A 12,147-nucleotide genomic window follows, 5' to 3' on the forward strand; every position below is an offset into this window, starting at 1 on the left:
GGACCGCGGAGGTCAGGCCTCGGCCGGGATCGTCAAGCGCAGCACACCTGCGTCGTGGCTCGCCTCGATCCGGTCGAGATCGAGGTTGTCGCCGAGCACGAGCTGCCGGCTGAACATCCCGCGGGGCCGCTCCGAGGCGAGCATCTCCCAGTCGCCGTTGCGCCGCACGCGCTCGGCGCGGACGGGTGAGGAGCGTGGCGGCCGACGGGTCTGACACGGATCAACACCTCGCTGGCATGCGGCCTGGATGCCTGGGTACGGACCCGCACCGCCAACAGACACCGAACGAGAGGACGAACGGGAACGTGGACCTTCCGAGGGCATGCGGTCCGGTCAGCCGCAGGGTCGTGAACACGCTGCGCGGTCGGCGAAGCGCGTTTCCCTTGTCCTGGGACGACGGCACGGGCGACGGGATCGTCCACGACCGGGACTGCCAGCTGGCGCTCTGGACGATCTACGAGCTGTCCTACCGCGGCTTCGCGGACGTCGACCCCGACCTGGAGTGGGACGTCGAGGTCGTGGGCCTGCGCCGCACCCTCGAGACGCGTTTCGAGCGCGAGCTGCGATCGGCCACCCGCACTCGGGTCACGTCCCAGCTCGACCAGGAGGGGAACATCGGCGACATCGTGCTGGGCATGGCGGCGGACGACCAGGGCCCGCGCCTCTCGTCGTACCTGCGACGGCAGGCGACTGCCGACCAGATGCGGGAGTACCTCAGGGAGCGCAGCGTCCAGCAGCTGAAGGAGTCCGACCCGCAGGCCTTCCTGCTGCCGCGCATGAGCGGGGCCGCCAAGGTCGCGCTGGCCGAGGTCCAGTACGACGAGTTCGGCGCGGGCCGGCCGGAGGCGCTCCACCAGGCCCTCTTCGCGCAGACCTTGGCTGCGGTCGGACTCGACCCGGCCTACGGCGCCTATGTCGACCAGGTCTCCGCTCTGTCGTTGGCGTCGGCGAACGTGATGTCGCTGTTCGCACTCAACCGTCGGCTCGTGCCGGTCGGCGTCGGTCACTTCGCGGCGTTCGAGGCCTCGAGCTCGACGCCGTCCCGGCGCATCGCGGCCGGCCTCGAGCGACTCGGGCTCCCCGATGCCATCCCGTACTTCGACGAGCACGTCGAGGCGGACGCCGTCCACGAGCAGATCGCGGCCCGCGACGTGTGCGGGGCGATGGTGGCCGAGGACCCGGGCGTTGTGGGCGAGATCGTGTTCGGCGCAGCATGCGCTCTCCATCTCGACGAGCTGTTCGCCGACGAGCTCCTCGGCCGCTGGCACCCGGCCGACGGTGAGCTCGTCGCGGGTCCCCTCGGCGGGATGGCGTCGTGAGCGCCGAGGTGCGCGTGCGGGCCTGTCCGCGTGGTCCGCTCCTGGTACGGGGCGCCGACGTCGTGGTGGACGACGAAGGGAAGGAGCACCCTGTCGGACGGCCGGTCGTGGCCCTGTGCGCGTGCGACCGATCTGCACGCAAGCCCTGGTGCGACGGCACCCACAAGTCGGTACGCAGGGACGTGCCTTGACGGGGACCTCCCCGGAGTTCGTCGAGTTCGGCGCGCTCCGCATCGCCTTCGACTCGCGCGTGCTGAGACCACGCCCGTGGACGCTCGCGCAGTCGCGCTGGGCGGCCGAGCTCCTGACCGAGCTCTCTCCCGGACCGGTGCTCGAGCTCTGCTGTGGCGCCGGGCAGATCGGGCTGGCGGCCGTGAGCGGCACCACAAGGTCCCTGGTCTGCGTCGACGTCGACCCTGTGGCGGCCGACTTCGCGCGAGCCAACGCGCGCCGGGCCGGGCTGGAAGGTCGGGTGCAGGTTCGGGTCGGGACCCTGCGCGAGGCTCTCGACAGGGACGAGAGGTTCTGCCTGGTCATCGCCGACCCGCCTTGGGTGGCCCATCCGGAGATCGGCAGGTTCCCCGCGGACCCGCCGCGGGCCATCGACGGGGGCGACGACGGGCTGTCGGTCGCGCGGGAGTGCCTCCGGGTGATCGAGCGTCACGTGACCGACGCCGGACAAGCCCTACTCCAGCTCGGCGACCTCGGGCAGGTCTCGACTCTCCTTCGCCCTGGGTGGGGCTCGCTCGACGTGGCCGAGACGAGGACGTTCGAAGGCGGTGTCGTCGCCCGGGTCACGCCCTCGCCCGAGCGGGATCACCACCTTCGGGCCGCAGGACCCGCTCGCGCATGAGTGCTCCCCGAGGCGGGTACGCCCTCGTCGCACCCACCGCCTCCGGAGGACCCATGCCCGACGTCGTCGACCTGATCATCTCCGACCACCGCGAGCTCCAGCGGATGTTCGAGGTGCTCCGCACCGACCGCTCCAAGCGCGCGGCCATGGCACCGGTGATGAGCACCCTGCTCTTCGCCCACAGCCGGGCCGAGGAGTCCGAGGTCTATCCCCGGGCCCGCGACGCCGGCGTCGAGGAGGACGTCGAGCACAGCCAGAAGGAGCACCTGGTCGCCGACCAGCTGGCTGAGCGGCTGACGGGGCTCGACCCCGAGTCCGACGAGTTCGGCGAGGTGCTCGACGAGCTGGTCCATGCGGTCACCCACCACCTCGAAGAGGAGGAGGAGACCGTGCTGCCACACATGCGCGAGCGGATGGACGCCGACAGCCTGCAGCAGCTCGGAGAGCGGTTCCTCGCCGCCCGCGCCGAGCACCTCGGCGACCAGCCGGACGACATGACGAGGGCCGAGCTGGAGCAGCAGGCGCGCAACCTCGACCTGAGCCGCTCCACGCAGAGGTCGAAGGCCGAGCTGAAGGACGCGCTGGAGGACGAGGCGGAGCTCTGAGCCCTGGGCGATGAGCCCCGGACCCGCGTCGTAGTCTCCCGCTCATGAGCGAGCAGCAACACCGCCTCAAGGGCATCGTGCTGCCGGACGGCGTCCCGCTCGACGCCGTCGGCGATCTCGGGTGGAGTGCCCTGACCGACCTCGAGACGCCGGTGATGGTGCTGCACGCCGAGGCGCTCCGGCACAACATCGCGACCATGGAGGCCTACGTGCGCGACGCCGGGGTGCTCCTGGCTCCCCACGCCAAGACGTCGCTGTCGAGGTACGTCGTCTCTGCCCAGCTCGACGGCGGCGCCTGGGGCATGACCGCGGCGACGGTGGGACAGGTGCGAGCCCTGCATCGCTGGGGCGTCCGGCGGATCCTGCTCGCCAACGTCCTCGTGGACCCGAAGGCCATCGAGTGGCTGGCACGGACGCTGCTCGCCACGAGCACCCACAGCACCGGCCACGACCAGACCGACCTGTGGTGCTACGTCGACAGCGTCGCCGGGGTCGACCTCCTGGAGCACACGCTCGCCGAGCTGCACGCGGAGCGACCCCTCCAGGTCCTTGTCGAGCGGGGCTACGACGGCGGCCGCACCGGCGCGCGCAGCCGCGAGGAGGCACTCTGGACCGCCCGGGCGGTGCAACGCTCGGCGCGGCTCGTGCTCAGCGGGGTCGGGGGCTACGAGGGCCTGATGCACCGCGACCCCGATGCCGGCCACCCGGCCGGCCTGGTGCCGTTCCTCGACGCGATCGCGGAGACGGCTCGCGACCTCGTGACCGCCGACCTGCTGGAGGTCGAGGCGCCCATCGTCACCGCCGGAGGCAGCTCCTACTTCGACCAGGTGGTTGCGCGACTCGGTCCCGACATCGTCGGTCCGCGGTTCCGAACAGTCCTGCGAAGCGGCTGCTACGTCACCCACGACCACGGGATGTACCACCGCGCCTCGCCGTTCGACGGACGTCGCACCTCACCGGACGCTCCGACGTTCCGCCCGGCTCTCGAGCTGCTGGCGCGGGTGCTGTCGACCCCGGAGCGCGGCCTCGCGATCGTCGACTTCGGCCGCCGCGACGTCCCGTTCGACGACCAGCTGCCGATCCTGCTGGGTCGCTACGCCGACGGCGTGCTCCAGCCGCTCCCCCGTATCCCGGTGGCGAAGGTCAACGACCAGCACGGCCACCTGCGCCTCGAGGACGGTCACGGCGAGGAACCCGGCAGCCAGCACGATCTGGCTCCCGGAGACCTGCTCGCGTTCGGCATCAGCCACCCGTGTGGCGCCTTCGACCGGTGGCCCGCCATCCCCCTGGTCGACGAGTCGCATCGGGTCCTCGACGTGGTGACCGTCGACATGTGAGCCACCACGCCCGTTCGGGGGTACGGAATTCGCTGGGCGAGCGAGCATTGCTCATAGTGAACAACCGCTTAGGATGAGGACACACCACCACCGGAGCCGCCTGATGACGACCGCGCCCACGACCGACCGGGTCGCGCTGGTCCGCGCCATTGCCACCCAGCACCTCGCCGAGCGCGGACCGCTGATGCCGATCCTGCACGACGTCATGGAGGAGCTCGGGCACGTCGCCCGCGAGGACGTCGAGGCGATCGCGGACGTGCTGAACCTCTCGGTCGCCGAGGTCCATGGCGTGGTGAGCTTCTACCACGACTTCCGCACGACCCCTCCGGCCGCACACACGGTCGCGCTCTGCCGCGGTGAGGCCTGCCAGTCGGTCGGCGCCCAGCCGCTCTACGACGACACGCATGCCAGGGCCGCTGAGCTCGGCGACGGCGTCGAGGTGAGCGAGGTCTTCTGCCTCGGCAACTGCGCGCTCGGCCCGTCCGGCATGCTCGACGGGCGCCTGCACGGCCGGCTGTCCCGCGAGCGGCTCGACACCCTCACGGAGGCATGGCGTTGACGGACCAGGCGGGCAGGGTGTTCGTCCCGGGCGACGCCGCTGCGGTATCGGTGGGTGCCGACGAGGTGGCCGCCGCGGTCGAGGCGGCCGGAGCGCAGGTGGTGCGCAACGGCTCGCGCGGCATGCTCTGGCTCGAGCCGCTGGTGGAGGTCGAGACCGACGCGGGGCGGGTGGGGTTCGGCAACGTCACCCCCGAGGACGTCCCCGCCCTGATGCAGGCGCTTGCGACCCGGTCGCAGAGCGACCTCCTCGCCCGCCCGGGATCCATGGGGGTCGTCGACGAGCATCCCTGGCTGGCCTCCCAGCGCCGGGTGAGCTTCGCCCGAGTCGGCGTCGTCGACCCGACGTCCGTCGCCGACTACGAGGCACACGGCGGGTGGGCCGGACTCCGGCGCGCGCTGTCGCTGTCACCGGCCGAGGTGGTCGCGGAGGTGACCGACTCCGGTCTGCGCGGCCGTGGCGGCGCCGGCTTCCCGGCAGGCATCAAGTGGAAGACGGTCCTGGAGGCCGGGTCCGACCTCAAGTTCGTCGCGTGCAACTTCGACGAGGGCGACTCCGGGACCTTCGCCGACCGCATGGTCGTCGAGGGCGACCCGTTCACCCTGATCGAGGGAATGACGATCACGGCCCACGCGGTGGGCGCCAGCGAGGGCTACGTCTACGCCCGCTCCGAGTACCCCCACGCCGTCGCCGCCCTGCGCCGCGCGATCGACGCGGCGTACACCCATGGCTTCCTCGGCGGCGACATCCTCGGCTCGGGCCTCACCTTCGACCTGCACGTGCGAGTCGGTGCCGGCGCCTACATCTGCGGCGAGGAGTCCTCGATGCTCGAGAGCCTCGAGGGACGGCGCGGCGAGGTGCGGGCCAAGCCGCCGATCCCGGCGATCAAGGGGCTCTGGGGCCGCCCGACCGCGGTCAACAACGTGCTGACGCTGTGCGCGGTGCCGATGATCTTGAGCAACACCGTCGACGGCGGCCCTGGATGGCAGGGGTACGCCGAGCTGGGCACCGGCCGCTCGCGCGGCACCCAGGTCTTCCAGCTGGCCGGCAACATCAAGCAGGGCGGCATCGTCGAGCTGCCCTTCGGCGTGAGCCTTCGCGAGCTCGTCGAGGAGTACGGCGGCGGCACCCTGTCCGGGCGTCCTCTGCGGGCCGCGCAGGTCGGAGGCCCGCTCGGGGCCTACGTGCCCGCGTCCGGCTTCGACGTCGCCATGGAGTACGAGGCGATGGCCGCGGCCGGGGGGATGCTCGGGCACGGCGGCATCGTCGTCTTCGACGACACCGTCGACATGGCCAAGATGGCGCGCTTCGCGATGGAGTTCTGCGCGGTGGAGTCGTGCGGCAAGTGCACGCCCTGCCGGGTCGGGTCGACGCGTGGCGTGGAGACGATCGACCGGATCATCGCCGGCCACGACATCACCGCAAACCTGGTGCTGCTCGACGATCTTTGCGAGACCATGACCAAGGGATCCCTGTGCGCCATGGGCGGACTGACGCCGATGCCCGTCCAGAGCGCGGTCAAGCACTTCCCCGAGGACTTCGAGCCTCAGCGAGACGAAGCGAGCGGAGCAGCAGTATGAGCATGGTCGACGAGCCGAGCATCTGGTCACCCGAGCTCGACTTCGGCACGCCGCCGATGCACGACGTCGATACCGTGACGCCATCGGTGACCGTGACCGTCGACGGCCACCAGGTCGACGTCCCCGCTGGGACCTCCGTCCTGCGCGCCGCCACCGAGGCCGGGGTGACGATCCCCAAGCTGTGCGCGACCGACTCGCTGAATGCGTTCGGCTCCTGCCGGATGTGCCTGGTCGAGGTCGACGGCGTCCGGGGTGTGCCCGCCTCCTGCACCACGCCGTGCGCCGACGGCATGGTCGTCAGCACCCAGACCGACACGGTGCGCGAGCTGCGGCGCAACGTCATGGAGCTCTATCTCTCCGACCACCCCGAAGACTGCGACGGCTGCGCCCGGGGCAACTGCGAGATCCAGTCGCTCGCCGCCACCGTGGGGTCCGCCGAGGTGCGCTACGGCCGCCCCGAGACGCGCCTGGACGTCGCGCACCCGCAGCCTCTCGACCAGTCCAACCCGTACTTCGCGTTCGACGCGTCGTCGTGCATCGTCTGCTCCCGCTGCGTGCGGGCCTGCGGCGACATCCAAGGCACCTTCGCCCTGACCGTCGAGGGACGCGGCTTCGACTCCCGGATCAGCGCCGGCGGCACCGACTTCCTCAGCTCGGAGTGCGTGTCCTGCGGCGCCTGCGTGCAGGCCTGCCCGACGTCCGCCCTCCAGGAGAACTCCATCGTCTCGCTGGGCATGCCGACCCGGTCGGTCGAGACGACGTGCGCCTACTGCGGCGTCGGCTGCTCGTTCCGCGCCGAGGTCCAGGGCGACGGCGACGACGCCCGCGTCGTCCGGATGACGCCCTCGAAGTCCGGGGGCGCCAACGAGGGCCACAGCTGCGTGAAGGGCCGCTTCGCCTACGGCTACGCCAGCCACCGCGACCGCCAGATGTCACCGATGGTGCGCGACTCCATCGACGACGAGTGGCGCAAGGTCTCGTGGGAGGAGGCCATCGCCCGGGCCGCGTCCGGCTTCAAGGCGATCCAGGCCGAGTACGGCGTCGGCTCGATCGGCGGGATCTCCTCGAGCCGCTGCACCAACGAAGAGGTCTACGTCGTCCAGAAGATGGTCCGCGCGGCGTTCGACAACAACAACGTCGACACCTGCGCACGCGTGTGCCACTCCCCCACGGGCTACGGCCTCAGCCAGACCTTCGGCACCTCGGCCGGCACCCAGGACTTCGCCTCGGTCGACCAGGCCGACGTCATCCTCCTGATCGGCGCCAACCCGACCGACGCCCACCCGGTCTTCGCCTCGCGGATGAAGAAGCGGCTGCGCGAGGGTGCCCAGCTGATCGTCGCCGACCCGCGACGGATCGACCTGGTGCGCAGTCCCCACGTCGAGGCGACCCACCACCTCCCGCTGCAACCCGGCTCCAACGTCGCCTACATCAACGCGATGGCGCACACGGTGGTCACCGAAGGGCTGCACGACGAGGCGTTCCTGCGCGAGCGCTGTGAGGGCGTCGACGAGTATCTCGAGTTCGTCCGCGACCCGGGGAACTCCCCCGAGGCCACCGCGAGCGCGACGGGAGTCGACCCCGACGAGCTCCGGGCAGCCGCCCGGCTCTACGCCCAGGCACGCAACGGGGCGATCTACTACGGCCTCGGGGTCACCGAGCACTCCCAGGGCTCGACGATGGTGATGGGCCTGGCCAACCTGGCCATGCTCACCGGCAACATCGGCCGTCCCGGCGTGGGCATCAACCCGCTGCGCGGCCAGAACAACGTCCAGGGCTCGTGCGACATGGGCTCCTTCCCGCACGAGTTCCCCGGCTACCGCCACGTCGGCCGCGACGACGTCCGCGGCATCTACGAGAGGCTCTGGGGCAAGACGCTCGACCCGGAGCCCGGCCTGCGGATCCCGAACATGTTCGACTCCGCCATCGCCGGCAGCTTCCGAGGGCTGTACGTGCAGGGCGAGGACATCGCCCAGTCCGACCCCAACACCCAGCACGTCGAGGCGGCCCTGCGCGCCATGGACCTGGTCGTCGTGCAGGACCTCTTCCTCAACGAGACGGCTCGCTTCGCCCACGTCTTCCTGCCCGGCACGTCGTTCCTGGAGAAGGACGGCACGTTCATCAACGCCGAGCGCAGGTTCGGTCGGGTGCGGCCGGTCTTCTCCTCGCGCGTGGGCAAGGACGAGTGGCAGGTGGTCTGCGAGCTCGCCACCGCCATGGGCTTCGCCATGTCCTACGAGTCCCCCGCGCAGATCCTGGACGAGATCGCCGCGACCACCCCGACCTTCGCAGGCGTGAGCTTCGCGCGACTCGACGCGGAGGGGTCGATGCAGTGGCCGATCAACGACAACGCCCCGAACGGCACGCCCACCATGCACGTCGGCGAGTTCGTCCGCGGCAAGGGTCACCTCATCCCGACGTGGTTCGTGCCGACCACCGAGCGCACCAACCGGAAGTTCCCGCTGCTGCTCACGACGGGGCGCATCCTCACGCAGTACAACGTCGGCGCGCAGACGCGACGCACCGACAACAACACCTGGCACCCCGAGGACGTCCTGGAGATCCATCCCGCGGACGCCGAGCTGCGGGGCATCTCCTCCGGCGACCTCGTCGACCTTGCGAGCCGGGTCGGCTCGACGACGTTGCGTGCCCTGGTCTCCGAGCGGATGCCTCCGGGCGTGGTGTACACGACGTTCCATCACCCGATCACCGGGGCCAACGTCGTGACGACCGAGAACTCCGACTGGGCGACCAACTGCCCGGAGTACAAGGTCACCGCCGTCCAGGTCGGGGTCGCGAACGCGCGCGGCACCGACGCCGTCACCGAGGTGCGCGAGCCGGCAGAGACGCACGCATGAACGTGCCCCCCGAGGCGAGGATGGGCAACGACATCGCGCGCCAGCTGGGACACCTGCCGACCGCCCAGGCGGCCGAGGCCATCGCCGACCACATCGAGCGCTTCTGGGAGCCGCGGATGCGCCGCAACCTCGAGGCCCTGGTGGCGGCGCAGGACGACGCCTTGGACCCGCTGGTGGTCGACGCTGCCGGGCTGCTGGCGGCGCGCGCGAGCTGACCTGCCCCTTACCTGCTGGTCACGACGGGGTCTCGATCCGGTGACGACTCGGTCCGGGCCCTCCCCGAGCCGGGAGGTTCTCCCTAGGTTCTGGTCATGGCGCAGCAGGGCTCCGCTCGCGACTTCGACTTCTGGGTCGGAGGGTGGGACGTGTTCGGCCCCCATGGGCGACTGGTCGGCACCAACACCGTCGCCCTGCTCTTCGACGGCGGCGCCGTCGCCGAGCACTGGCAGGGCGGCGGCGGGGTCGAGGGCCACAGCCTGAACGCCTACGACCCCAGCCGTGACCGCTGGCACCAGACCTGGGTCGACTCGACCGGTGGCCTGCTGCTTCTCGACGGCGGGCTCGTCAAGGAGTCGATGGTGCTCGAGGGCACCGCGCCCGGAGAGAACGACGTGCTCGAGCGCCAGCGGATCACCTGGACCCCCGAGGATGGTGGGGTGCGCCAGCACTGGGAGTCCTCGGCCGACGACGGCACCACCTGGACGACGGCGTTCGACGGCCACTACCGGCCGCGCACCTCCTGACGTCTCGACTCTCCCTGCTCCGGACGGGTGGGCGGTGGCTGCCAAATCCCCCGCTGAAGCGGGGGATTTGGCACTTCCTGGCCGCTGCAACCCCCGGGAAGTGCCAGAAGAGGCCAGGAAGTCCGGCGGACGCGGGCGTACGACGGCACGGTACCCGCGTCAGCTGAGGCACAGCGCCGGTCCCCGACTCGCCCCCGAGGAGCCGGAAGTGTCAGCGGGCGAACGGTCCGCCAAGCCTGGCTCCTGGACAGTTGCACTCACAAGCACCGCCCGTCACCAGCCGCAAGCGCTGGCCACACGACCCTGGGAGAACTCGACATGCGCCGCATCCTCGCCACCACCCTCACCGCCGCCGCCCTTGTCGGAGCCGGCGCGACCGCGGCCTCGGCGCAGTCCTCGCCCGTGGGTGTCGCTCGGGTGTCGATCTCCGTCAGCAACCACAGCTCCACCCAGTGCGACGTCGAGCTGTCGTGGACCCCCAACCCCTACGCCCACGTCGACCACTACGACGTGCAGTACGCCGACTCGCAGGCCGGGCTGGGGCCCGCCCCGGTCTCCACGGTCAGAGGCCTCGAGACGCGCCGGGTCGTGAACAAGGGCTCAGCCGCATTCTTCGCGCTCACCCCCGTGCTGAGCGACGGCACCATCGCCGTCACCGTGACCAAGAAGGTGGACCACGCCGCCTGCTGACGCGGTGCGATCGGCGGTCGTGCCCACGATCCTCGGGCAGAGCGGACGAGCGTGTGGTCGCCGTTACGGCACCGGTTGAGCGGTGCGTCGATCGTCAGTCGATCTCCCACGCCGGCGTCGCCATCACGACGATCGGACGGCGGGTCCGGAGCCAGTCGTTCACCCGCATGGTCCCTACGACCATCGCGAAGCCGAACACGGTGCACAAGGTAATCATCATCGTCAGTTCTCCCCATAGATCTGAACGTCTTGAGGTCGATCTTGGCGGCGCAAACGAGGGAATGCTGCGGAATCCGTAGAATTGCCAACCGGCGGGCAAGGTAAAGGCCAGTGTGCTGGCAACACCTTACGACGGTGGCACGGGTCGCGTTCAATCATCCTTGTGGCCAGGACTTCGGGGGAAGCCCAACCACGAACACTGGCTCGGACCATCGGGGGGTAGGTCGCGAGCCGACCGGGGGTGCGCTTCACACCGGGGGGAGAGAAGCCGGCGCCGATCGCCCCCGCTCGTCACACACGAGCGGGGGCGCCTCGCATTTCAGGCGACGAGCCCGAGAACCCGCCTGGGTGATGCCCACAGGGTCCGGCGGGGCACCTCGGAGGGGGACGGCATCGACGTGCTCACCCAGCCCCGGGCGCCCGCTCGGCGCTCCCGAGGATCTCGGCGAGCTGCACGGTCAGTGCCGCGACGTCGTCACCGACCGAGCGGAAGACCGATGGTGGGTCCCACCGGTCCGTCTCCTCGGCACGACGTAGCTCGCGAAGCGACGACCGCATGAACGTCGTCTTGAGCGCGGTCGAGATGTTGACCTTGGCGCAGCCGCGGGAGATGAGGTCTCGGAACTGCTCGTCGGTCAGCCCGCTGCCACCGTGGAGGGCGATCGGGATCGGGTGCGCGGCCACGATGGCGCTGACGCGGTCGCCGTCGAGCGTAGGTGTGCGCGTGTAGGCGCCGTGGGCGTTCCCGATGGCGGGGGCGAAGACGTCCACCTCCGTCCGCCTCAGGAAGTCCAGGGTGACGTCCAGCGAGTGCTGAGCCGACGCCTCGTCACTGCCCACGCCATCCTCGACGCCTTGGATGTGCTCGATCTCGCCTTCCACGTTCGCGCCGTACCTCCGCGCTTCGGCCACCACCTCGATGGTCTGCCGGAGGTTCTCCTCAATCGGCAGGAGGGAGGCGTCGAACAACACCGAGTTCCATCCCGCCCGGAGGCACTCTGAGAGAACCTCCCGGTCCGGACAGTGGTCGAGATGCAGGCAGACGGGTACGTCGATCCCCTCGGTCATCGCCCGCCACATGGCTGCGAGCACGTCGACGCCGACGCTGCGGACCGTCTTGACCGATGTCTGGACGATCACCGGCGACCCGGCCTGGACGGCGCCCCGGAGCACCGCCTCCATCGTCAGGTCGTTGACGACGTTGATCGCCGGGACGCCGTACCGGTTGCTGAACGCGTCGTCGAGGATCGTCGACAACGAAGTGGTGGTCATCAGCGCACGTGCTCCGGCGCAGCCGTGGTCGCGTGCCCGAAGGCGGCATGGCTCGACAAGGTCAGCTCCTCCGATTGGTGCCAACAGGGCCACGGCGGCGCAGCAGCGCGGG

13 protein-coding genes are annotated in these 12,147 nt (G+C 70.6%); 11 read left to right on the plus strand and 2 right to left on the minus strand.

Annotation, left to right across the window (positions count from 1 at the left end; all coding sequences use genetic code 11):
• Positions 1-12 precede the first annotated feature (12 nt).
• On the minus strand, positions 13-168 hold the full coding sequence (locus tag VHW64_RS01650) for an Hsp20/alpha crystallin family protein (RefSeq protein ID WP_329648758.1): 156 nt from the start codon (positions 166-168) through the stop codon (positions 13-15).
• 179 nt (positions 169-347) lie between these two features.
• On the opposite strand from VHW64_RS01650, the gene VHW64_RS01655 reads away from it, so the two are divergent.
• The 11 genes from VHW64_RS01655 to VHW64_RS01705 all read left to right on the plus strand — a co-directional run bounded on the left by VHW64_RS01655 (position 348) and on the right by VHW64_RS01705 (position 10,544).
• Complete coding sequence (locus tag VHW64_RS01655; RefSeq protein WP_329648759.1) at positions 348-1,319, plus strand: iron-containing redox enzyme family protein; 972 nt, start codon at positions 348-350, stop codon at positions 1,317-1,319.
• 14 nt (positions 1,320-1,333) lie between these two features.
• Positions 1,334-1,510, plus strand: a complete 177-nt coding sequence (locus VHW64_RS01660) for a CDGSH iron-sulfur domain-containing protein (RefSeq protein ID WP_329648810.1) — start codon at positions 1,334-1,336, stop codon at positions 1,508-1,510.
• Complete coding sequence (locus VHW64_RS01665; protein ID WP_329648760.1) at positions 1,507-2,172, plus strand: class I SAM-dependent methyltransferase; 666 nt, start codon at positions 1,507-1,509, stop codon at positions 2,170-2,172. Before VHW64_RS01660 ends, VHW64_RS01665 begins: the two co-directional genes overlap by 4 nt.
• Entirely contained in the window at positions 2,169-2,777 is a 609-nt protein-coding gene (locus VHW64_RS01670) for a hemerythrin domain-containing protein (RefSeq protein ID WP_329648761.1), read from the plus strand. Before VHW64_RS01665 ends, VHW64_RS01670 begins: the two co-directional genes overlap by 4 nt.
• Before the next feature lie 44 nt (positions 2,778-2,821).
• Complete coding sequence (locus VHW64_RS01675) at positions 2,822-4,114, plus strand: alanine racemase (RefSeq protein ID WP_329648762.1); 1,293 nt, start codon at positions 2,822-2,824, stop codon at positions 4,112-4,114.
• Positions 4,115-4,217: 103 nt separating this feature from the next.
• Positions 4,218-4,673, plus strand: coding sequence for an NAD(P)H-dependent oxidoreductase subunit E (locus VHW64_RS01680; protein WP_329648763.1), 456 nt, complete (start codon positions 4,218-4,220; stop codon positions 4,671-4,673).
• Positions 4,664-6,253, plus strand: a complete 1,590-nt coding sequence (locus tag VHW64_RS01685) for an NADH-ubiquinone oxidoreductase-F iron-sulfur binding region domain-containing protein (protein ID WP_329648764.1) — start codon at positions 4,664-4,666, stop codon at positions 6,251-6,253. The genes VHW64_RS01680 and VHW64_RS01685 overlap by 10 nt, the downstream gene beginning before the upstream one ends.
• 2 nt (positions 6,254-6,255) lie before the next feature.
• Positions 6,256-9,111, plus strand: coding sequence for a formate dehydrogenase subunit alpha (gene fdhF, locus VHW64_RS01690; RefSeq protein WP_329648765.1), 2,856 nt, complete (start codon positions 6,256-6,258; stop codon positions 9,109-9,111).
• Positions 9,108-9,326: a formate dehydrogenase subunit delta gene (locus VHW64_RS01695; protein ID WP_329648766.1), complete on the plus strand. Its 219-nt coding sequence runs from the start codon at positions 9,108-9,110 to the stop codon at positions 9,324-9,326. The genes fdhF and VHW64_RS01695 overlap by 4 nt, the downstream gene beginning before the upstream one ends.
• A gap of 96 nt (positions 9,327-9,422) precedes the next feature.
• Positions 9,423-9,854: a hypothetical protein gene (locus tag VHW64_RS01700; RefSeq protein WP_329648767.1), complete on the plus strand. Its 432-nt coding sequence runs from the start codon at positions 9,423-9,425 to the stop codon at positions 9,852-9,854.
• 318 nt (positions 9,855-10,172) lie between these two features.
• Positions 10,173-10,544 carry a hypothetical protein gene (locus tag VHW64_RS01705; protein ID WP_329648768.1) on the plus strand — a complete coding sequence of 124 codons (372 nt, stop codon included), beginning with the start codon at positions 10,173-10,175 and terminating at the stop codon, positions 10,542-10,544.
• 621 nt (positions 10,545-11,165) lie between these two features.
• Here the strand turns inward: VHW64_RS01705 and VHW64_RS01710 are convergent.
• The gene (locus tag VHW64_RS01710; protein ID WP_329648769.1) at positions 11,166-12,035 is read right to left on the minus strand and encodes a class II fructose-bisphosphate aldolase; all 870 of its coding nucleotides are present in this window, start codon (positions 12,033-12,035) and stop codon (positions 11,166-11,168) included.
• Positions 12,036-12,147: the final 112 nt, after the last annotated feature.

Source organism: Nocardioides sp., from assembly GCF_036267815.1.
Lineage (GTDB): Bacteria > Actinomycetota > Actinomycetes > Propionibacteriales > Nocardioidaceae > Nocardioides.